Origin of the sequence: Leptolyngbya sp. CCY15150, assembly GCF_016888135.1 — a bacterium.
Lineage (GTDB): Bacteria > Cyanobacteriota > Cyanobacteriia > RECH01 > RECH01 > RECH01.
In genome coordinates this window covers 1-22,204 of sequence record NZ_JACSWB010000277.1, presented here as the reverse complement: position 1 = coordinate 22,204, position 22,204 = coordinate 1, and the positions used below count along the sequence as shown (strand labels likewise).

At 50.3% G+C, this 22,204-nt stretch carries 22 protein-coding genes; 8 read left to right on the top strand and 14 right to left on the bottom strand.

All coding sequences use genetic code 11. The features are described 5' to 3' along the window. Nucleotides 1-20: 20 nt before the first annotated feature. Nucleotides 21-3,257, bottom strand: a complete 3,237-nt coding sequence (locus JUJ53_RS20295; protein WP_204153852.1) for a PAS domain S-box protein — start codon at nt 3,255-3,257, stop codon at nt 21-23. A gap of 886 nt (nt 3,258-4,143) precedes the next feature. Here JUJ53_RS20295 and psbP point away from each other — a divergent pair. Continuing rightward, the gene (gene psbP / locus JUJ53_RS20290) at nt 4,144-4,683 is read left to right on the top strand and encodes a photosystem II reaction center PsbP (RefSeq protein ID WP_204153851.1); all 540 of its coding nucleotides are present in this window, start codon (nt 4,144-4,146) and stop codon (nt 4,681-4,683) included. A 70-nt stretch (nt 4,684-4,753) separates the two neighbouring features. Beyond that, the gene (locus JUJ53_RS20285; RefSeq protein ID WP_204153850.1) at nt 4,754-5,362 is read left to right on the top strand and encodes a nucleoside triphosphate pyrophosphatase; all 609 of its coding nucleotides are present in this window, start codon (nt 4,754-4,756) and stop codon (nt 5,360-5,362) included. A 309-nt stretch (nt 5,363-5,671) separates the two neighbouring features. On the opposite strand, the gene JUJ53_RS20280 is transcribed toward JUJ53_RS20285, so the two are convergent. Continuing rightward, nucleotides 5,672-5,848 carry a hypothetical protein gene (locus JUJ53_RS20280; protein ID WP_204153849.1) on the bottom strand — a complete coding sequence of 59 codons (177 nt, stop codon included), beginning with the start codon at nt 5,846-5,848 and terminating at the stop codon, nt 5,672-5,674. 90 nt (nt 5,849-5,938) lie between these two features. Continuing rightward, nucleotides 5,939-6,178, bottom strand: coding sequence for a hypothetical protein (locus JUJ53_RS20275; protein ID WP_204153848.1), 240 nt, complete (start codon nt 6,176-6,178; stop codon nt 5,939-5,941). Between the two features lie 479 nt (nt 6,179-6,657). Between JUJ53_RS20275 and JUJ53_RS20270 the strand changes: the two genes are divergently transcribed. Next, nucleotides 6,658-7,578 (top strand): tetratricopeptide repeat protein, encoded by a 921-nt coding sequence (locus tag JUJ53_RS20270; protein WP_204153847.1) that lies wholly within the window; start codon nt 6,658-6,660, stop codon nt 7,576-7,578. A gap of 143 nt (nt 7,579-7,721) precedes the next feature. Here JUJ53_RS20270 and JUJ53_RS20265 read toward each other — a convergent pair whose 3' ends face one another. Continuing rightward, nucleotides 7,722-7,913 (bottom strand): hypothetical protein, encoded by a 192-nt coding sequence (locus JUJ53_RS20265; RefSeq protein WP_204153846.1) that lies wholly within the window; start codon nt 7,911-7,913, stop codon nt 7,722-7,724. Between the two features lie 280 nt (nt 7,914-8,193). Here JUJ53_RS20265 and JUJ53_RS20260 point away from each other — a divergent pair, with 280 nt between their 5' ends. Beyond that, nucleotides 8,194-9,156: an aldo/keto reductase gene (locus JUJ53_RS20260; protein ID WP_204153845.1), complete on the top strand. Its 963-nt coding sequence runs from the start codon at nt 8,194-8,196 to the stop codon at nt 9,154-9,156. A 238-nt stretch (nt 9,157-9,394) separates the two neighbouring features. On the opposite strand, the gene JUJ53_RS20255 is transcribed toward JUJ53_RS20260, so the two are convergent. The 10 genes from JUJ53_RS20255 to JUJ53_RS20210 form a co-directional block, all read right to left on the bottom strand. Next, nucleotides 9,395-10,090 (bottom strand): hypothetical protein, encoded by a 696-nt coding sequence (locus tag JUJ53_RS20255; RefSeq protein WP_204153844.1) that lies wholly within the window; start codon nt 10,088-10,090, stop codon nt 9,395-9,397. Between the two features lie 280 nt (nt 10,091-10,370). Continuing rightward, on the bottom strand, nt 10,371-11,360 hold the full coding sequence (locus JUJ53_RS20250; protein WP_204153843.1) for an ABC transporter ATP-binding protein: 990 nt from the start codon (nt 11,358-11,360) through the stop codon (nt 10,371-10,373). A 178-nt stretch (nt 11,361-11,538) separates the two neighbouring features. Then, nucleotides 11,539-12,201 carry a Na(+)/H(+) antiporter subunit B gene (locus tag JUJ53_RS20245; RefSeq protein WP_204153842.1) on the bottom strand — a complete coding sequence of 221 codons (663 nt, stop codon included), beginning with the start codon at nt 12,199-12,201 and terminating at the stop codon, nt 11,539-11,541. Next, nucleotides 12,198-12,860 (bottom strand): DUF4040 domain-containing protein, encoded by a 663-nt coding sequence (locus JUJ53_RS20240; RefSeq protein ID WP_204153841.1) that lies wholly within the window; start codon nt 12,858-12,860, stop codon nt 12,198-12,200. The genes JUJ53_RS20245 and JUJ53_RS20240 overlap by 4 nt, the downstream gene beginning before the upstream one ends. Beyond that, nucleotides 12,853-13,131 carry a monovalent cation/H(+) antiporter subunit G gene (locus JUJ53_RS20235; RefSeq protein ID WP_204153840.1) on the bottom strand — a complete coding sequence of 93 codons (279 nt, stop codon included), beginning with the start codon at nt 13,129-13,131 and terminating at the stop codon, nt 12,853-12,855. Before JUJ53_RS20235 ends, JUJ53_RS20240 begins: the two co-directional genes overlap by 8 nt. After that, entirely contained in the window at nt 13,128-13,379 is a 252-nt protein-coding gene (locus JUJ53_RS20230) for a hypothetical protein (protein WP_204153839.1), read from the bottom strand. Before JUJ53_RS20230 ends, JUJ53_RS20235 begins: the two co-directional genes overlap by 4 nt. Beyond that, nucleotides 13,376-13,765, bottom strand: coding sequence for a Na+/H+ antiporter subunit E (locus tag JUJ53_RS20225; RefSeq protein WP_204153838.1), 390 nt, complete (start codon nt 13,763-13,765; stop codon nt 13,376-13,378). Before JUJ53_RS20225 ends, JUJ53_RS20230 begins: the two co-directional genes overlap by 4 nt. Continuing rightward, the gene (locus JUJ53_RS20220) at nt 13,762-15,183 is read right to left on the bottom strand and encodes a cation:proton antiporter (protein ID WP_239125243.1); all 1,422 of its coding nucleotides are present in this window, start codon (nt 15,181-15,183) and stop codon (nt 13,762-13,764) included. The genes JUJ53_RS20225 and JUJ53_RS20220 overlap by 4 nt, the downstream gene beginning before the upstream one ends. Nucleotides 15,184-15,287: 104 nt before the next feature. Beyond that, nucleotides 15,288-15,623, bottom strand: coding sequence for an NADH-quinone oxidoreductase subunit K (locus JUJ53_RS20215; RefSeq protein WP_204153894.1), 336 nt, complete (start codon nt 15,621-15,623; stop codon nt 15,288-15,290). A 434-nt stretch (nt 15,624-16,057) separates the two neighbouring features. Then, entirely contained in the window at nt 16,058-17,755 is a 1,698-nt protein-coding gene (locus tag JUJ53_RS20210; RefSeq protein WP_204153836.1) for a SulP family inorganic anion transporter, read from the bottom strand. A 675-nt stretch (nt 17,756-18,430) separates the two neighbouring features. Here JUJ53_RS20210 and JUJ53_RS20205 point away from each other — a divergent pair. The 4 genes from JUJ53_RS20205 to JUJ53_RS20190 form a co-directional block, all read left to right on the top strand. Further along, on the top strand, nt 18,431-18,676 hold the full coding sequence (locus JUJ53_RS20205) for a 2-oxoisovalerate dehydrogenase (RefSeq protein WP_239125237.1): 246 nt from the start codon (nt 18,431-18,433) through the stop codon (nt 18,674-18,676). 106 nt (nt 18,677-18,782) lie between these two features. After that, the gene (locus tag JUJ53_RS20200; RefSeq protein WP_204153835.1) at nt 18,783-19,076 is read left to right on the top strand and encodes a hypothetical protein; all 294 of its coding nucleotides are present in this window, start codon (nt 18,783-18,785) and stop codon (nt 19,074-19,076) included. Beyond that, nucleotides 19,073-19,483 (top strand): PIN domain-containing protein, encoded by a 411-nt coding sequence (locus tag JUJ53_RS20195; RefSeq protein ID WP_204153834.1) that lies wholly within the window; start codon nt 19,073-19,075, stop codon nt 19,481-19,483. The genes JUJ53_RS20200 and JUJ53_RS20195 overlap by 4 nt, the downstream gene beginning before the upstream one ends. Before the next feature lie 335 nt (nt 19,484-19,818). Next, on the top strand, nt 19,819-22,204 hold a 2,386-nt coding region (locus JUJ53_RS20190; RefSeq protein WP_204153833.1), incomplete at its 3' end, for a tetratricopeptide repeat protein.

Here is a 22,204-nt window from a genome sequence, read left to right as displayed (position 1 = left end):
AGTTCCAGCGCGATCGCCCCCTAGGAACGAGACTTGTCGCGATCGCCCCATTCTTCAGGAATTTCAGGATTCACCGGGACTTCAATAGTGAACTCCGTGCCATCCTCCGGATTGGAAACACAGCGCAACTGCCCACAATGGCGCTCCACCACAATCTGATGGCTGATCGACAGCCCCAATCCCGTCCCCTTGCCGATCTCCTTCGTGGTAAAGAAAGGATCGAAAATCCGCTGCTGCACCTCGGGCGGGATGCCAGGGCCATTGTCGGCAATGTGGATAATGACGCGATCGCCTTCCGGCGACAGTTCCGTTCGAATGCGAATCTCGCTAATCGAGGTCAAATGCTCTGGATGCTCATAGTCTGGATCGGTAGGATCTCGGTGCAAGCCAACGGCCAGCTCCTGATCGCGCAGAGCATCAATGGCATTGCTGAGAATGTTCATAAACACCTGGTTGAGCTGCCCGGCAAAGCATTTGATCGGCACCAGTTGCCCGTAGTCTTTGACTACCCGAATCGCCGGCTTGCCCCCATCTGCCTTCAGACGATGCTGCAAAATCCGCAGGGTGCTGTCTAAGCCATCGTGAACATCCACTTTTTTGAGATCGGCCTCATCATGGCGCGAAAAACTCCGGAGCGATCGCACAATTTCGCGAATGCGTTCAGCCCCAAGGCGCATCGACCCCAACAGCTTGGGCAAATCCTCCATCAAAAAGCCGAGGTCAATATCCTCGGTTTCCTGGCGCAGATCCGGCGTGGGGTCAGGATAGGCCCGTTGATAGGCCTGAATCAGCCGCAACATATCTCGGGTGTAGTTGCGGGCATAGGCCAGGTTGCCATAAATGAAGTTCACGGGATTATTGATTTCATGGGCTACCCCCGCCATCAACTGCCCCAGACTCGACATCTTCTCGCTTTGCACCAGTTGTGTCTGGGTTTGCTGCAAATCCCGCAGCGCTTGCTCAAGCTGTTGAGACTTTTCCCGCTCCTTGGCCTCCGAGTCGCGTAACGCCTCTTCCGCATACTTACGCTGGGTGATATCCTGCACCGTCCCCTCGTAGTACAGCGCCTCGCCCGCCTCATTGCGCACCACCCGCACATTCTCCGACGTCCAAATCACGCTGCCATCTTTGCGATAGACCTCGGCTTCAAACTGTGACACTACATTACACTGCTCTAACTGAGCAATTAACTCGGCCCGATGCTGGGGATAGACATAGAGCTTACTGATATCGGGCACCGCAGCCATAAACTCCGCTGGTGACCCATAGCCATACATTTCCACTAAAGCCGGATTAGCACTGAGGCATTGGCCATCCGGTGTGGTTTGGAAAATTCCCTCTGCGGCATTTTCAAAGATACTGCGGTACTTTTCCTCCGCCTGCTGCAGCCGCTGTTCTGCCATTTTGCGTTCCGTAATATCCCGCGCCACCCACAGTACACAGTTGTTCGGCAAAGGAGAAACGCTGGCGCTAAACCAAGCGCTGCGGGTTGTATCATCCTCGTCCTGTTGGCGCGACGAAAATACGGGTAGGCAATATTCCAAATTCACGGTCTTGCTGGTGTTGAGCGATCGCTGAATGTGGATGATAAACAGCGTGGCTTGCTCCGGCGGCAAGACCTCGTACACCGTTTTCCCTGCACGTTCGATGTGGGGACGATAGAGCAATTCCGAATTGGTGGAAATAATTTTGCGGTAGGTGCCGTTGCCATCAAACACCGCAATCACATCAGGCATCGCTGCAAACAACGCCCGCAGTTCTGCTTCCGACGTTCGCAGCGCCATCTCAATCCGCTGCCGTTCGGTAATTTCAATGCGTAGACGATGGTTGGCATCCCGCAGAGCCGCCGTGCGCTCTTCCACCCGGCTTTCCAATTCCTCATTGGCCCGCTGCAGCGCCTCCTCCGCCCGCTTTAGATCGGTAATGTCCTCAACCGTGCCCTCATAGTAAGCCGGGCTACCGTCTTCGTTGTAGACAATTCGGGCATTTTCCGAAATCCAGATGAGGCTACCATCTTTGCGATACACCTGAGACTCAAAGCGAACCACCGCCCCATCCCGATGGAGCTGTTTGATGAACTCTTCCCGACGAGATGGGTCGAAATAGAGCTGATTGCTAATATCCGGCAGCCCATTGGCCAAATCATCCGGGGCATCGTAGCCGTAGATACGCGCTAGGGCTGGGTTGGTGCTGAGAAAATGTCCATCCAGGGTAGTTTGGAAAATCCCTTCCACCGCATTTTCAAAAATGCTGCGATATTTCTGCTCCGCATCCCGCAGGGCAGACTCGGCCTCGTAGCGCTTGGTGATATCAATACCGACGGTGAAGGCCGCCTGGTTTTGGTCATACTTCTGGGCCACGATCAGATAGAAGCGGGTTTCGCCTTTGACCACCGCTTCCACTTGCCGAAACGCATCTTGATCGGGAGAAGCAAAAAAGTCGCGCACAAAGGACTTGAACTCCTGGCTGCTTTCCAGGAAGCCGATATCTTGCCCCGTGAAGGCCTCCACAGGCAGGTCAAAGGTGCTGGCCAAGTGGCGGTTTACCCCGAGGTAGCGCAAATCAGAGGTAATCCAAGACACGATACCGGGCACAGCATCGAGAATCGCCTGCAGTTGATTGCGCGCATCGCGCAGGGCCGCCTCCGCCTGCAGACGCTCGGCCACCTCCGCCGAAAGCTGCACATTGGAACACTGGAGCGCCGTGGTGCGTTCTTCAATGATTCGCTCTAGCTCACCCTGGATGCGCTGCAGCTCAAACTCAGCGGTTTTGCGACTGGTGATATCGGTGCTGATGCCCTCATAGTAAGCGATCGCCCCTTGGTCATCCCGCACCGCCCGAGCGTTTTCAGAGAGCCAAATAATGCTGCCATCCCGACGATAGACCTGGACTTCAAACTCAGTAATGACGTCCTGCTCCTGCAGTTGCTGCTGGAAGCGATCGCGATCGGCCACATTCACATAAAGCTGTTGATCAATCTGCGTGATTGTCTCCATCAGGGCCGCGGGCGATTCATAGCCCAAAATCTGCGCCATCGCTCGGTTGACCTGCAGGTAGTGGCCATCCACCGTGCTTTGGAAAAAACCCATGCGCGCTTGGTCAAGAATATCTGCCGGAATATAAGGACACGGATCACCGAGGTGCGACAACGGTGCAGCGGATGGTTCTTCAAGCCGCGCTTCTAATTGGGCAACCTGCTGCCGCAGTGTAGTGAGTTCTGCAAGCAATTGGTCATTTGTTTTTTCATGATCGTCCATAGCGCGAGGTGGCTCGTGTGACAATGCGGCCGAAACAACAGGATTCACCATCTGGATACCGATATCAGGTCAGCTCTAGTCCGTCGCATCAAGAAGCTGGTCTTACAGGAACGGCGATCGCTCCTCTGCTGCCAGTTGCTCCTGAGGACGGAATCCTTTGTTCATGCAATCTGTGATGCCCCGAGATCTAGACTATGGCTGCAGACAACAGTGGTGCTGACACGTTTCTATTCCCAGAACGGGAAGGATTAGGCTAATCCTAGCTTGTCTAAGCGCGATCGCCTATTGGTGTGAACACCTCAACTATAGAGAGATCCTAAGGAATCTCGTCAATGTTGCCCCATTTATACATTTATATAGTTGATCTACATCGTTGATCCATAGTCGATCGCCCCATGGAGCAGCACTCTGCTGCCACTGCCATCGGTACATCACCCCATGCTTAGAACTGGATCTACCTCAACTCAAGTACGGAAAACTGAACCACCCTGACAGCTAGACGGTCATGCATGGAACAGGAGGCTGCGGGGTGCCAAAAATGGCGATCGCCCAAGACTGAACCTCTGCTCAACTATGCATCCCACCCTACATTTCACCATGCGTCAATGCGGTGCCCTGAATCGTTAGCTTCACTATACTGCGTTTCCCTAGGCGAGAGAATGTAAGCCAAACTACCATTAGCCGCAATTTTTCTTAGACAGGAGGGCGATCGCTCCCTAGCAGCATGGGATTTAGAAAATCGGCTCAAACATCCTCACCCCTATCAGCGATCGTTGCTGGAAAGGGATTTTGTAGAGTCCAACATAGTGGGAGAATAGAACGGTGGCGGTTTCCTGACAGAACTGCCGATATTGGATCAGTTGATGGACTAAGGCAAGGAAGAATTATGCTGAAGCGAATGGCACTGCTACTGCTGGTAATCGTGAGTCTAGGTTTGCAGAGCTGTGTTTCAGCCGGGGCAGGCTTAAACAGCTATATCGATAGCTATGACGGCTATGAATTTTTCTACCCCAACGGCTGGGTAGAAACCAAAGTGGAAAATGGCCCCGACATTGTTTTTCATGACATCATCCAAGAATCCGAAAACGTCAGTGTCGTCATCAGTCCCATTCCCGAAGGGCAAAGCCTGCGCGACCTCGGCACGCCAACCGACGTAGGACAGCGCCTCGCCCAAAAAGTGATCACATCAGCCGGCAGCGATCGCAAAGCAGAATTGGTGGGCGCGGCGGAACGAGAGTTGGATGGTGAACTCTACTATCTCTTGGAATATGCCGTAGAATTACCCACCCAAAACCGTCATAATTTAGCTAGCGTCGTGGTGCGTCGAGGTAAGCTATTTACCCTCAATGCATCGACAACAGAAAACCGCTGGGACAAGATGCGAGATACATTCCGCCAAGTCGTGGCGTCGTTTAAGGCCTATTAATTCCCAGATTAATTCCCAGACTATTCGTTTCACCCAGGCATCTTGCCTGACCCTATCGACCTAACGCCAGATGCAACGTCCACGATTCATCCTAGCGTCAGCCTCCCCCGCCCGACGGCGGCTTCTCCAAGGTGCTGGCATCGACCCAGTAGTCATGCCCAGCGATTTTGATGAAGATCAGATCGTCATGAACAATGCCGCCGAGCTAGTCCAGGCGCTAGCTCGGGGCAAGGCGGAGGCGATCGCGGCCCAACTACCTCACGACAACGCTGATTGGTTAATCCTAGGCTGCGACTCAGTCCTAGCCCTCCATGGGGAAATCCACGGTAAACCTGCCCATGCCCAAGAAGCGATCGCCCGCTGGCAGCAGATGCGCGGTCGGGTGGGAGAACTGTATACCGGGCACGTTTTGATTGATGGACGGCAGGGCAAAACCCTATCTCGCAGTCAAATGACCCAAGTTCAGTTTGCCAAGGTCAGCGATCGCCAAATTGCCGCCTACGTAGCCACCGGAGAACCCCTCAACTGCGCCGGGTGCTTTGCCCTGGAAGGTCAGGGCGGTTTTTTTGTAGAACAATTGGTGGGCTGCCATACCAATGTGATTGGTCTCAGTCTGCCCTTACTGCGATCCATGCTGGCAGATCTAGACTACGATATCATCGACTTTTGGCAGCCTTAACGGGTACATCCTACCTTTGTAGCCCTCACCCTAAATCCCTGCTTCCGGCTCCCCTTCTACCGTCCTGGGAGAAAGGGTTAGGGAATGAAGGTCAACTTGCAAAACTGGGATACACCTACCTTAACGGGTACTGAACGAGTCAGCAGACACCCAGAAACCTTGGTGTAGCTAGAAGAAGCCGTAACGAACTGTCTTGCAAGGCTTAGATGCGTTACTCTATCGCTTTAGCGAAGCCATGCCGAAGGCTATACGCATCCTACCTATCTCCTTACCTGTAAAGCTTCTGGGTGACGACTCTTCAGCAACGCCTCAAAGAAGCATAAGCACAGCAATACCAAAGGTAATCAACCATTCCCAAAACCCTATTCCCCAGCCTTGGTTTGTCTCGCGAACCTTGCCGCAGGGCAAACAGACATAGCGATCGGGATTGTTGCGATCTTGGATAAATTCACATTTGCGGGTATCTTCACAGCTACATGATGACATGACAGACTCCAGGTTATAAGCTCAAGGAATTAAACAACTGGCACTACAGTAGGTTTAGCTTGGGCGCTGTATGGCAAGACTGTTCACACATCAGCCTTCTTGCACGGCTTGCCAGTTAACTAGAAATTCAACATCACACAGCACCAACGTCATAGCGACCATCATGAACGCCAAGACTCCACCACCACCACAAACGCCACCCAACAAAGAGCAATACTCATCATCGGTACAGTGAGATGGGTTGCCAGCATCATCAGCAATCTCAGGATCCATGGAGCACGTAAACAGACTGCCAAAATATAGGCGATCGCAAACCCAGTTCCTAGCCATGACAGCCACTTAAACGCAGCTATACAGGCTTTAACCAAAAGACTGTAATGATTACTGTGACGATCCGGATCAGAAACCATAGCACTGACTCCTGTAGATGGCTTAGGCGCTGCACATGCGGTAGTTCACCATCAGTCACAAAACGCCCGGAACAAGGTTCGACAACAACTCAAGTTAAGCTCACAAATGTGACTCTTATATGTTGCCAGCTCTCTCGAAAGTTGTCAACCTCTTAGGTGCTTAGGGTATGTCTTGTCACAAATCCTAGAACTTGTATGATAAACCAGTTCAGATCATGATGGCTATCGATAGGCAGAGTTCTAAGCACGGCTCATGGACGAGAGGGTATCTAGATTTGTGACACACCCGTGACAGATTTGGGGTCAATGGCAGATAGTGGGCAATAGTCACAGTTGTGGCATACAATGGGAAGTTAGCCCGGATAACGGCTATTGCATAACCCATTCAGGATCCTGATGATGCTTACGTCTTCCATTGATGATGTGATTCAGAGCTTGACGCCGCGCCGAAAACAGGTGTTGGAGAACCTTTTAGTTGGTGCATCAGACACGGAGATTGCAAAAGAGATGGGCGTGAGCGAACCTACCGTGCGCAAACACATCGAGCGGATTTGTGACGTATTCACGCAGGCATTGCCTGACTATCATGGGCAAAAACTCAAGCGATCAGACCTGATTCGCGTCGTTGCTGGCCATCGTCCACAGATGACCGTGCCCCAGCCCCAACTGCACGATGAAGCCCAACAGCTCAACCAAAAGGGGTTTAATGAATACATGGCTGGGAACTTCGCCATCGCCGTTCAGTATTTTCAGGCAGCGATCGCCCTCCGTCCCGACTACGCCAACGCCCACTATAACCTCGGCACCACCTACGAACGACTTCAGGCAAACGAGAAAGCTAAATCTCACTACAAAAAAGCTCGGGATTTCCAAGGCAAAGGAGCCTATGCAGCCATCTGTAACTTAGCTCGACTGAATATTTTAGAAGGACAGCCCCAAGCAGCACTACAACCCTTAGAAGACTGTCTAGACGACGAGATTGAAGAACCATTAATTCGAGTATCTCTCCATAAAAATCTAGGCTGGGCGCTATATTTACTGGGACAATACGATCGCTCCTTAGAGCAGCTCCATCAAGCGATCGCCCTCGATCCATCCTCCACCGCTTCCTATTGTCTATTAGCTCAGGTCTATGAAGCCACAGAAAATCTAGACTATGCCAAACACTATTGGAAAAAGTGTCTAGATGGATGTAAGTCTAATCTATCTGATTCAACCCAACGACCTTGGCGATGGCCAGAAATTGATATTTGGCAAGCACAGGCGTTTCAGTTTCTTCACAACTATTCTGAACCAGGAAAAGAACATGGAACAGCTTGACGGACAAAGGATAAACCTGGTGTACTTGTAGGATGAGTTAGCCGTTAGCGTAACGTATCCAAGCTCTGCTAATGCTAGATAGAGTGTTAGATCGAGCTGATGCTTAGCAAATAGTACTTGCCAAACATCAGCCTGTACCAGATTTACAGCAAGGACGACGCGACGTAGGCGGGTGGTGGAATAATCGGATCGCTCTGACGTTTTTCCGTAACAGGTTCATCAGACTGAGCGCTGGCGATTAATACCACGCCCAGAACAGGTAACATGATGGCTAAGATGCAGAGAAATTTGCCAGCTACAGAGCCGGATAAAGCATGAGATAGGTTATTGATCATGGCTAAGTACGCTCTACGAGTAAGTGATTAGGGTCGTGAGCCAAGCCCAAATGCGATCGCTTGGTTGTCTAACGGATTTATTTAGCCCACATGATTTCTATCGGGTGAAGAAAAATCATTTGTGCAATGTTTCCAGAAATTGAGTCACAATCTTCCCCAACGCGAACCTTGTGCTTGCGAAACTAAAATTAGGTGTTCTATCCTATTGATGGAGATTTCCGTCAATCTGTGACCGCACAGGTGATGGTTGTCACCCCGCTGACCTTCTCAGAGCTTCTTCATGCAAACGCGCCAACTTGGACAATCCGACCTGCAGATTACGCCAATTTTGATGGGTACCTGGCAAGCAGGGAAACGTGGCTGGGTGGGCATTGAGGACGATCAGGTGATCGCGGCCATCCAGGCAGCAGTTGACGCAGGCATCACCACCATTGATACAGCAGAAATCTATGGTGATGGCTATTCAGAACAGCTCGTCGCCAAGGCGCTGTCAGACCGCCGCGATCGCGTTGTCTATGCCACCAAGGTATTCGCCAACCACATGAAATACTCTGAGGTGCTAGAAGCCTGCGATCGCTCTCTCAAGCATTTGCAAACCGACTATATTGATCTGTATCAAATTCACTGGCCCTCCGGCTCCTTCAATAGCGACGTGGTGCCCATTAGCGAAACCATGCGAGCCATGGTGGAACTGAAAGAGCAAGGCAAAATTCGCGCCATCGGCGTTTCCAACTTCTCCCGCACCCAGCTCGAAGAAGCGGCTGAGTATGGACGCATCGATAGCCTGCAGCCACCCTACTCGCTATTTTGGCGGCATGTGGAAACTGATGCCATGCCCTACTGCATCGAGCACAACATCACTATCCTGGCCTACTCACCCCTGGCCCAAGGATTGCTCACCGGCAAATTTGGCCCCGATCATCAGTTTGCGGAAGGCGATATCCGCGCCAAGAACAAGCTCTTCCAACCCGAGCACTACGCCCGCGCCCAAGCAGCGATCGCTCAACTGCGCCCTCTAGCAGACAAATACGGCATCACCCTAGGGCAACTGGCCTTGGCCTGGCTGATGGGACAACCCCAAACCTGCGTGATTGCCGGTGCTCGCAATGCCGACCAGGTGCGACAAAATGCGATCGCTGCTGATGTTCAGCTCGACGAGAGCGATCGGAAAGCGATCGATGAGATTGGTCATAGCGTCGCCGACCACCTAGATGACAATCCGGTGATGTGGTCATTTGGGTAAGGGATAGCAGGGGGGCGATCGCATCTACCCACTTCTAGAACACTGAATCTTAAAGACAACGCCGTTCGTTGCACCCTAACAATTAACATTCGTGGTCAGTGGGATAAATAACCTTTGCAGCTCACCAGGATCCCCCGGCAGTCCGCTCCAATTAGATTGTTATACGGTCGCTAATGCATTTTATTAATTCACGGAATCACTGGATCAAAAACAGCTACATCCGAATTTCCATATGCATTTAGGCTTGGTTGAAATGTAGTCTCTTTTGAACTGCATTCTCAACTTGTTTCAGTAACTCTCCAACAGCTTCATTTAATTTTTTGTTTATAACACGTCCTTCTTTCCAAAGCTTAGGCCCCGGAGTTTCCAGATCTACTTGTGTTTCGATCAAAGCTGATTCAATTTTAGTCAACAACTCAAATAAATCCTGACTAAGGAAAATCTTGTTGTAGTGCAAGTATTTGCGAAATTCCTCAAATACTTGACAGGCTATACTCAAGCGAATCCAGTAAATAGTATCCTTATAATAATTGATTTTATGGGTAGAACATCGCAGTTGTTCTTTTTGAAAATCATTCAGCAAACACTTTTCCAAAAATGCTTCAAGCTGTTCCGAAGAGAAGCGATCGAGATCTGAAAAAGATTGCTCTGGCGAAGAAAGGGCTTGGAAATGCCTATATGTATCTTGTAGCCTGTACCATATCTCAGGTAGAACCTCAAACTCTTTCTCATGAATCTTGGTAATGCGGTTAAATCGGGCATTAATTTGATAGCGGTACTGCTCAAGCAACTCAGACTGCTGGCGCTTGAATGACTCAAGCTTTTGAGAAAGCTGGTGAGTAATCCATTTGTCACCCAACCACTTAAGCAGGGATAAGGAAATTACCGTTGCACTCCCCCCTGCTAGAAGAACCTGTACAATAAATTCCAGCATCTAGTTAGTCAAGAAATTCCTAGAAATGTTCTGGCGTTGCTGAATAGTAGTATAACTCCGAAAAGTTTTGTATATTTTCAGGGCTTCTAACTAAAGATTCATACCCTGATTCAGCCAACACCAATGTTTTAATTATAGTGATTGTCAGCCTGGTTGAGATATGTCCTAGATCGAATGCTCAAACATTTAGGTCTCCAGGGGGGCTTGATGTCCTAAGCAGGATGATTATAGCCATAACTACATAACACTGGATATTGGAAAATGTAGCTATACAAGCATTCTAGTGACTGGTATAGATGCCACGCTGACGCAATTGCTGCACAAAAAATTCCTCTAGGCTTGGGCGAGCGAGCTGCATACTCAGCAACTGGGCACTCATCAGCCGTAGGCTAGCAAGAAAGTCTTGGGGTTCGCCCTTAAGGTGTCCGTGCCACACGCCATCATCGGCTTCCAAGTCGGGGATCCACTGACGGAGCACCTCAGCATTACCGCCCCGCACCCGCACAGCATAGACCTCTGTGACGCCGACCAGTTCGGGAATGGAGCCGACACATAGCAGCTCACCTTGAGCCAAGATGGCAATGCGATCGCAAATCAGTTCCACATCCGAAAGCACGTGGCTGTTGAAGAAAATGGTCTTGCCTTGGGCTTTCAGCGACAGAATGATTTCGCGAATCTGGTAGCGACCCATGGGATCTAGACCCGACATGGGTTCATCCAAGAACACCACATCAGGATCATTAATCAGCGCTTGGGCCATGCCCACCCGCTGCAGCATTCCCTTCGAGTACTTGCGCATCTGCTTTTTGACAGCGGCAGATTTCGCCAGGCCCACCAAGTCCAGCAGTTCAGGAATGCGGGTTTTCTGCACCGACCGAGGAATGCGGAAGAGCCCAGCGGCATATTCCAAAAACTCCCAGCCGGTGAGGTAATCGTAGAAGTAGGGATTTTCCGGTAGGTAGCCCACCCGCTGTTTGACGGTGCGATCGCCCAAGGGTTGACCCAGCAACAGGCCGCGACCGCTGGTGGGACGCACAATGCCCAGCAACGTTTTCAGCAACGTCGTCTTGCCTGCGCCATTGGGGCCCAGCAACCCAAAGGTTTCGCCTTGGTAGACCGTCAGCGAACAATTTTTGAGTGGCACAACAGTTTGGTTGAGCCAAAAGCCCGTGCGGTAGGCCTTCTGTAATGCTTCAACCTGAACCACAATAGGGCGATCGCTAGACTGGGGTTCAGGTGCGTGGGGTGCTTCAACATCCGTAGAACTCATGGCATCACAAACGGGTAGGAATGGTCAACAGGACAAGGCAGATGGATGACATTCGCTATCTTAACAAGGCATCCATCCAAGAACCAAAATTCCCAAGGGCATTCCCCTAGGGCAAACTGACATAGTCTAGTATGCCCAGGTTGTTTACCAGGTTGAGCAGGCCGTTTACAAAGATGGTTTACAACAATCCTCGATGCCGGATGAACAACAGAATTGCCGCCCAAGATCCCAGCGCCACCTTGATCGCCACCAACAGGTTGAGAATTGGAATCCAGCCACCGCTGACTAAGGTTCCCAGATTGCCATGGGGCGGCTCGATGCCCACCAAGGCGAGGACAGCTAGGATGATGAAAATGAGGACGGCAATTTTCTCCCAGGTGGCAGCGTGCCAGCGTTGATAGACCGCCTCCATCCATTGCGACGACGAGGTGATCGCCACCAGACCAATGGCCGTTCCCCCCGCCACCCCCGCCGCAAATCCACCGCCGGGGCTCAGGTGCCCTCGTAGCGCGAGTTCAATACTCACCAAGGCAGCGATCGTAGCTCCTAGACGTGCTAGGACAATGGAAGGATGATCGGTAAATTGATAGATCGTGGTGGTGGGTTGTTCATCAGCCAAGAGAAAGCGAACTCCCATGATGGCTAAGGTAAATACAACCACCTCGAAGATTGTGTCGTAAACACGGTTTCTGAAAATAATGCCCGATACAGCATTGGGGACACCCGTATCCTGTACCACCATTTCCACAATCGACAATTCGCTGGTATCTAGAGCCAGGTTAGGCAAGACCAGCATTTTAAGATAGGTTGCAATGCCCGCTGCAATATAAATCCACTTCACAGGTGTCCCTCCAGGGGGTTAGCAATACTGGGTGTTGACTGAGATGCTGCTGTACTAGACGGAGCAAGATTGGCGTAGGTTAAATGGGCGATCGCTTCCGGCAGAGCGGCTTGGAGAATATCGTAGAGCCGCCGAACGCGAATGTGCAGACGGTAGGACGGTTCATGGTTCTCAAGGGTTGAATCATCCACGGTTAATGATGCAGGCTGGGTTTGCCGTGGCTCCAAGGATTCACAGATAGCATGAACCTCCTGGTCGCGCAGGGCAGTATGGAGATCTTGCAAATTAGAATAAGGAACAACTTCAAGGCGTAGGTAGTACTTATCTAGCGGTGGACGCAGAGCCGCTAGCACAGAATCCATCGATGGCAGAGGATGCTCAGTGGTCTTAGAATCCAGTACACCCAACCGCATAATCATCGACGATCGCACCGCGACGGCATAGAGGGTGATGGATAACATGGTGCCAACTAGGGCTTCAGTCAGGGCCACATCAGCCGCCCCAAACAAGGCATAGACCAAGGCGGCCACCGCTCCCAAAATGCCGCGAATCACCAAGGCGTGATAGGGATTGACCTGGGAAACCAACATACAGGCGGTCAAGGGCAGTAGAAGAGCGATCGCTAGGATATAAAACTCATCTGTCAAGATCTCAGGCATCTTCTCCTCCTCGGGTCGAACAGTAGGCCAACACATAGCCAAGTACGGTATTCCAGATGGCTAACGAAATCAGCGCCAAGACCAGCAACGGCCATTCTCGGGGAATTTTGAGCAACAGCCCCACGACGATACTCATGGAACCCAGGGTGTCGGATACGGATAGGCTATGGAGCTTGAATAAGACAGAGCGATCGCCCACTAACGGCCAGGTTCCCCAAAACCAGAACACCAAACCAATACTGATTAAGGTATAGCTCAAGGTATCAATCATAGGTCGTTTATCCGTCGTAAAACATGAGCCAGAAGCATCAGAGCAGCATTACCCACACTCAAAATCAACACGCCTACCACGCCAATCATCCAATCATCCCGCAGAACAGAGACTACTAAGATCATGATCGATGTCTTCGTGGCGATGCTGGCGAAGGCCAACATTTTTTGCCAAATACTGTCATCTTGCCAGGCTTCATAGATAGGAATGAGTAGCGCCAGGATCATAATCGTGATCACCCAGTTCATGGCTTCGTCCTCCTTGCCACTTGATGAACTTCATACCGACCATCGTCGTGATAGTGCAGAACAATGGTTTTGGGCGTGAAGGTGATCAGGAAAATATCTAGGAAAATCAGCCCAGGAGAACGATTAGGTTTTACCCGTTGCATGGCGATCGCTTCATGGCGATGGGGACGCAGCATGATTTCAATTGCTTCCTTGTAGGCGATGGGGATAGCAACAATAATTTCCCAGAGCACATGCAGCCAATCCCGTAGGGTAGACGATGCCGTATAGCCTCGCGGTAACAGAAGCGCTACGCATATGCCGATGATGATATTGGCTAAGCTACCGTCGGCGGTGAGCAAAAACCAAATGACTAATCGCAGCAGCAGGTCTAAATAGGCAATCATGTCAACACCATCCAAAAGAGAGCGGTTAACGTCAGACTCATCATGCCAATGAGATGATCTAGGCGTTCAAACATGCGCGGCAGCTTCAAGACCACTCGCTGAACTAGCACGATATGCACTAGACAGCCAGCACCCAGAATTAACAAGGCTTTGGCCATCTCGGTGACGGTATAAACCTCCAAATATAGACCATTAGCCACCACCAGACTGCCCAGCAGGAGGATCATCGCCCACCAAAAACTTTGATGCATAGCATGGGGCGCAGCATCTTTAGATTGGGTAGCCACCGGCAGAAACAGAAACTTAGCTAAGGCGATCGCTGTCCCCACCGCCACGAGGTTCAGGGCGATCGCCTGCCAAGGCTCCAATTCCTTGAGCGTCAGAACTTTGGCCCCAAATCCTGCTAATAGCGGAAATCCCATGACTGAGAGACAAGCGATCGCCAAGGCAGCCCACAGCGGTGCATAGAGCGGCGTTTGGCGCAGGGTCTGAAAACTTCGACTCGGTAGATTACCGCTGATTAAAAAGAGAGTGGTTTTCGCCAGACCATGGGTAAGGGCATAGAACCCAGCCACCGCCGGAGCCGCCAGCACAAAGCCGAGCTGGGAAATGGTACTGAGGGCCAAGAGCCGCTTCGTATCTGTTTCCACTACCGCATAGGCAACACCCAACACAGCCGTTCCCACGCCAAAGATGCCGAGCAGGGGGGCCATACCTTCCACCATCAAGGCACAGCGCACCAGGGGAAATACCCCCGCTTTCACCACAATCCCAGAGAGCAGAGCTGAGACAGGCGTTTCTGCTTCAGAATGGGTGAGCGGTAGCCATAGGCCAGAGACAAAAATACCGCCTTTGGTCAAAAGTCCTACCATGATCAGAGCGATCGCTTCGGTGGGAGCATCCTGCAATCCCATGAAGGCAAAGGTATGGCTAGATTGGTAAACCAACAACGCCCCTATCAGGTAAAACAGCATCGCCGTATTGCTGACAAATAGATAGCGCAGCGCCACCCAAATGGATCGATTGGTGCGGGGATAGGCAATCAGCAAGAAGGCAGCAATCCCAATGACTTCCAGCGCCACATATAGACTAATAAAGTCCGCACAGATAAACACAGCATTGAGACTGCCGTGCAGAATGATCATCTGGGTATAAAAAAAGGCACTCTTACCCGTTTGCCAACAGTAGAGAACTACTGCCGCCGTCACTAAAGCATTAGTGACAATAAAATAGCCGCTCAGGGAATCAATGAACAGCGTCACGCCAAACTGATCCAAGAGCTGTACAGTGAGCGGTACAGGAGCCCATAGCTGCTGCAGTCCGTAGGCCAAAGACATCAGAGCAATCCCGAGGGCCAAGTAGCGATGAAATTTGGGCAGCAGATAGCCGCTAAAGCCCACGAAAAATGGAATCGCCATCCAAACGATCGCCACGGGGGCCGTATCCTGCAGCGCGGTCGATATGGGGTCAGCGATCGCGATCCCTTGGGTCAATAGCTCAAGTCCGGTTGATAGAAGATTGCTCATGGTGTGTTGTTCTTCTCAATTTCACTGCTCTCCAGAGTGGGGTTATCTCGTGCCAGCTTCATAACACCGACCAGCATGAGAGCTTGGATGGAAAAGCCAATCACAATTGCGGTTAAGATCACCGCTTGGGGCACCGGATCGGCATAGCTGCCCGGCTGCACATCAGAAGCAATGGGGGTGAATAATCCTCCGCGTGCCGCAATGAGAACGTAGTAAGCGATCACCCCGGTGCTCATCACATCCATGGAGATGATCTTCATCATTAAGTTCTTTTTCCAAATAATGCCGAAAAATCCACATAGAACCGTTGCAAAAACACAAGCTTCTAACAATGACATGGTGAATAGGTGGTATATGACCAAGAGAGCGATCGCTCAGAGACTATGGCTGGGAGTCATCCTGTTCAATAAAGTTCATGCCTAGAATCCCAAGATGATGACGATCATCTTGAAAAGCGGCGGCCCTAGGGAAGTGGACTCAATTTAACCAGGCTCACGTACCGGGTTTCAACGACGCTCCATCCCCTTTTCATAAAAGTTTGAGCCTTAGGCGAAATGCATCTTGCCAAGAATTACGTCCTCCTATCTTGTAGGTCAAAGCCAATCATGGATATAAAAGAAGGGCGTGGGTTGAACAGATAACCCACGCTGAACTCTGATGGTTGCAAGTCAATGGATATCCATAAACTCTAGTGTAGATGGCTGTTCAACACAGCCGTAGCTCACCATTTCGCTTAAAGTATCATTCCCATCTGGCTCCTGACACCTTAAAGAGCAACAGAAGCATCCGTATCCAAATCTAAGGGTGGCTCATGCACATCTGGGAAAACTGTATTGACTGCAGCTTTGAGTGCTGCCGCCCTATCCATGTAAAGATTTTGGGGTGGAATTAACTGGAAGATCTTTAATTTGTCTAATCGCTGCTTGGTTTGCCCGGCTGCCCCCACAATAAACACATAGCGACGATTTTCTACAGCTTCTTGGATAGCATTCTCTAGGGCAAGGGACGCCGTCACCCCCAAGTGCGGGACATTACTTAAGTCAAACACAATAGCATCACAGTCACTGATCGCATTGTGCTCACGGGCGATCGCCTTCGCCACGCCAAAAATCATCGGCCCACTGAGCTGGAACAGCAAAACACGACCATTGGCCTCATCCAACCAGCGCTTTTCATCCGCATGAATTAAAATGGCATCATCAGCATCTGTAATCGTTTGCACAGACTTAGCCTGCAGCGTACTCATGCGATCGATGGTGAGAATATTGGCGACGAAAACCCCAATCCCCACGGCTGCAATCAAGTCTACCAGCACCGTCAGGATAATCACCCCATACATAATTAGAGCACCCTTGACCGACACCTCATGGGCACGCTTCAAGAAACTCCAGTCAATAATATCAATCCCAACCTTGAGGGCAATACCTGCCAAAACTGCTAAGGGAATCATACCTGCTAGGTTACCAGCTCCTAAAATGACCACCAACAGCACCCCCGCCCGAGTTAAACCCGAGAGCGCTGTTTTCCCACCCGTTTGGATATTCACCACCGTGCCCATGGTGGCACCGGCACCGGCAATACCGCCGAACAAGCCCGACATTAAGTTACCTAGACCTTGACCAATGAGTTCCTTATTGGAATCATGCTCTGTGCGGGTAAGGCTATCAGCAACAACCGAGGTGAGCAAGGCATCAATACAGCCCAACATCCCCAGCACCGCTGCATCCACAATCATCAGCCGCAATTGATTGATGCTAAAGGTGGGGACTTGCATGTCTGGAAAGCCCATGGGGATTTCCCCAATCCGACGAATATCGAGCCCCGAAAACAGCACAAACGATAGAACTGTACCGGCAATCAGGGCAATCAATTGGGGAGGAACCAGCCGCTTGAATCTGGCGGGCATAAACCAAATGATACCGATGGTGATCGCTGCCAGGAAGGTTTCTGCCGGTTGAATATTGACGAGCAGTTCGGGAAGCGATCGCAACATGCCCACAACCCCACCCGGTGGATTCGCCTGGCCCAAAAAGGGAGCCATTTGCAAAATCACCAGAATGATCCCAATCCCAGACATAAAGCCCGAGATCACGGTGTAGGGCATCAGCGTCACATACTTCCCTAGCCGCAGCAGACCAAATATGATCTGAAAGACGCCAGCCATCATCACCACCGTGAAGGCCATGGCCATGCCATTCTCTGGATCCGCTGCCATGAGCTGGGCAATGACCGCCGTCATCACCACCGTCATCGGCCCCGTAGGTTCGGAAATGAGGGTCGGCGTGCCGCCAAAAAGGGCCGCAAAGAAACCGACCAACACCGCCCCCCACAGACCTGAGACGGCTCCCGCTCCGGAAGCAACACCAAACGCCAGCGCCATGGGTAACGCAATGACGGCGGCCGTGACGCCCCCAAATAGGTCACCCCGTAAGTTGCGAAAATGAATTTTGTTAGTAATTTGCATGGTTAGACCACTAAACTGAGATTATAAAGACAAGCAGGCAATAGCCTAAGTCGTTTGCCTACTCTAGAGTTCGATGCCAGCAGCCAAGCCTGAGGCACCGTCAACCAGAGACATAACAAACGCTATCCGCCGGAGTCAAGCAACGCGATCGCCCCACTGCTTGACTGCCCCTTAGAGGGCCATACCACAGCGGAACTCCACTTTTATCAATAGACTAAAGTCTATCAAAGTATTAAAAACCATTGATTAATATCTAACCATAAAATCATCCCGAGTGTAATCACTTTGGATGTGATCTTTTTTGATGAAGAGAAAAAGAAAAACTTATCAGCGATCGCTTCCCGCTTGAAACCCATAAGCCGCCTCGGAAAGCGATCGCCCACTATCAATCCATCTATGGTGATGATTGAGAAGAGGCTATGAAGGTTCGACGCCTGCCGTCCCACGGGTGCGGAGTGCAGCTCGGTGAGGGGCGCTGGACTCCCCATGACCTGAGCTAGAATCACGGAAGCATCTCTAGTAAGAGTAGGAGGGGGCGATCGCCCGTAGTCGCCTCAGCGCTCAAGTGCTGCAAGAGTGCTGTAGGAGTGAGTGTTGTAGTGGCAATGGCTTTGATGCGCAAGCAGACTGATATGGATCGTTTTCTTAGAATGAGAGAAATTTGGAATGTGTTCTATGAGTCATGAAGTATTGTCGGTGATTCCAAAAACGCTGAAGGAAATTATTTTCTTAGTTGAGGAAGACAATGAGGGGGGATACGTTGCCCAGGCTCTGGGAGAATCTATCGTTACTCAGGCGGATACCTTGGAAGCGCTGAGAATTATGGTGAAGGATGCGGTCGCTTGTCATTTTGAGGAGGGAGAGAATCGCCCTCGATTGATTCGGCTCCATATTGTTCGGGATGGGGTGCTTGCCCTATGAAGCTCCCCCGTAAGAAGCACAACAAAACTACATAAGAAGATTGTTGATCCAAATCAATACCCTATCTCTATTGCTTAACCCAATTGGACGAAAAAGAGATACAGCCATGACAGCGATCGAACTGCGACAAAAACTAATTGAACGAATTAATCAACTGAGTTTTCAAAAACTTCTTTTCCTGGAAAAGTTGATTCAAAGTTTAGAAGCCTACTTCCCAGACACATCAGAAAACGCGGTTAGAGATTCTGTTCTTGAATCTCCAATATCAACAACTGTTTCCCCAGAAGATGATCCAATCATAGGAATGTGTTCGGGGATAACCCCTAATCTCTCGGAGCGTGCGGAAGAAATTTTAGAAGCAGACATTCAACCTCGATCGGGGTGGACGTGGAAAGAATGATTTCTATTGCTGATACAGGATTTATTGTTGCCCTGGTAGATCGTCAAGATTCCTATCACCAGGACGTAAAAGCTATCTATCTTCAGCAAAAAGAAATTATTGTTCCTCAAAGTGTATTAGCAGAAGTTGCCTATCTCTTGGGTCGAGCTGCTGGCATCTCTTCGGTTGTTCAATTTCTGCGATCGCTAAAAACAAGTCGCTTTGAGCTAACGGCTCTGACAGAAGAGGATATTGCAAGAATAGGAGATGTTTTAGAAGAGTATCAAGACAGTAGAATAGACTTTGTAGATGCTTCTGTTATGGCGATCGCAGAACGCTTGAACCTCACAATAGTTTTGACCTTAGATCGACGAGATTTTAGTCTCTATCGACCTCAACACTGTCCTGCTTTCACGTTACTTCCCTAGCTCACAATTTATGAGTTATCGAGAGAGGCTAGACAAAAAGAGGAAGTCTAGAGCTTTCCTATTGGGAGCTACTAGGTCTGCCACAAATGGCTCCAAGATCGCCAAGGACGCACCTTGGCGATAAAGCGGGTGGCTTAGGGGTTTGCTATCTTTGAGTAGAGTTCTACAGCCGTCATCCAATGGGCGCGATTGTTGAGACTGTTGAAGTATGACGATCTAGAAAAAGCTGACATCGTCTCCGCGTTAATTTTTGTCACCCAGCCAGGTCAAGAGTATGGTTAAGAAGACCTAGAAGCATCCGCTACAATACAAGCACCTTCTAACCATGGATAGCAATGGCGGATCAGGCATCAATTTATATCTCTCGAAAACCAGCGGAAGACATTCTTAAAGGTCTCGATGCAGCGCTACAGCATCCTGATCAGCATCCGATCATCTTCCATGTTTGGGGGATTGGAGGCGTTGGCAAGTCCACATTGCTGAAAAAGCTTCGTCAGGATCGGCAGGATAACGCTACTATTCTGCGGTTTTCCTTTGGCGATCGCCCTGAAGAACCCGAAACACCGCTCATGGTGATGGAAGCGCTTGCCAAAACGCTAGGCGAGCTGCGTGGCCCAGTTTGGAAACGAGATTTGTTTGCGGAGGATCCCTTCCCAAAACTCTGGCAGCAGTATCAAGAGACACGGTATCAGCTTGAGACGCAACCATCTCAGGGAAATAGTGTGACATCAGAAGAGCTGAGACAGGTGAAGTCTGTCTTAAGGCATGGGGTAGATCTATCTGAGTGGCTGGGGATGCCTAAGCCGGTGGCGGTGGCAGGACGAGTGTTGGCAGATCAGGGTGTTGATGGTGTAACAGCGATCCTGTCGGTCAAGGATGAATTGGTCAATCTTCTCAACTCCCATCAAGCAACGAAGAAAAATCGGGTTTTGCAAGAGTTGATGCTCAATCCCATTGCTAAGTTGAGTGATGCGCTGATGACGAGTCTGCAGCAGCGATCTAAAACATCTCCTGTGGTGTTATTGCTCGATACCTACGAAAAAGCTCCTGATGAGATTGATAGTTGGGTTCGACGGATGCTGTTAGACGTTCGCGAACGGTTGCAAACTCACCCTGTCCGAGTTTTGATAGCAGGACGCTACTGCATCACAGAGCGTAGTGAAGTTTGGCGGAAGCTGCAGCAAGACTATATCTGGATGTTTGCCCGAGAATTAAGACGGTTTGATGCAGACCAAACTAACGACTACATTGATCAAGGACAGCTTGAAGCCGTTGGCAGCCGCGAAGAGCTTCACGAGGCTACCAAGGGACTTCCCTACTATCTCAACTTCATTCGCCAGCGGCATGAGCAGGGGCAACCTCTAGATCTATCCCAGGGAAATCAGGCGGTGGAGCGTCTTCTGCTTCAGGGGATGACGGAGGCACAAAAACAGATCATTCAACTAGCTGCCTGCTGTCGTTGGATTGATAAGCCGATCATCACTTATTTAATTCAGCAGTTTCATATTGATCCAAAAGCTGTTTTGGGAACAGAGGAAGATTGCTATACTTGGCTGACTCAAAAGACCTTTGTTGAGGTTGTACAGTCCCGCTATCGACTGGATGATGTGGCGCGAGATGTTTTCCATCAGTCGTTTCAGCGAGAGGATGATACCGGATTTCGTCAAGCTCATGAAGTTTTAGTCAACTATTTCAAAGCTCGATCGGATCGAGAAGTGCCAAAGACCAGTGCCCCACCTGCAAAATATGAAAATCCAACTTGGCGAGATTTGCGCTCAGAATATTTATATCACCTTATATTTGGCCGCGTAGAGATACTAAAGACACAGTTTGTTTCTCATCTCCTGGAAGCCAGCTATTTCTGGGTGCTTAGTATGGTGCAATCGCCCCACACAACGGCAATGGCCGAGAAAGGCTTACCGAACACAAATTATCTCATACCATATGCTAATTACGATTTCTTGCACAAAGTTCAGCCTGTGGTAGGGCTAGGACGCACCCTTCTGCAAAAACCTTTTGGATCACCTGCTGACTATCTTCAGGATTTGAGGCTATCTACCGGTGATGTTGATAAATCGGTTAGGCTTTGTCTATCTCAGCAAGATTCATTGAATGGCTTGGCCCATTTCTCAGCTCTTCTTTATCAGGCACATCAATGCTCGGACGATGATCGGATTAATTATCTCATGGTTGCCCAGGAGCAAGCAAAAAAACTCATACATCCAGACTATCCTAGCTTTAGCAGCGATCTATTTTGGTCGATTGGATCTGATCTGCATCAGTTGAGAGAGTACGAAGAAGCGCTCGCCGCCTATGACCAAGCCCTTGATATTAAACCCGACTTCCACGAAGCGCTCTCCAACAAAGGGGTTGTGCTAGATAATTTAGGACGCTACGAAGAGGCGCTCGCCGCCTATGACCAAGCCCTTGATATTAAACCCGACTTCCACGAAGCGCTCTCCAACAAAGGGTTTGCGCTAATTAACTTAGGACGCTACGAAGAGGCGCTCGTCGCCTGTGACCAAGCCCTAGACATTAAACCCGATTTCCACATGGCGCTCTCCAACAAAGGGTTTGCGCTAATTAACTTAGGACGCTACGAAGAGGCGCTCGTCGCCTGTGACCAAGCCCTAGACATTAAACCCGACTTCCACGAAGCGCTCACCAACAAAGGAGGTGCGCTAATTAACTTAGGACGCTACGAAGAGGCGCTCGTCGCCT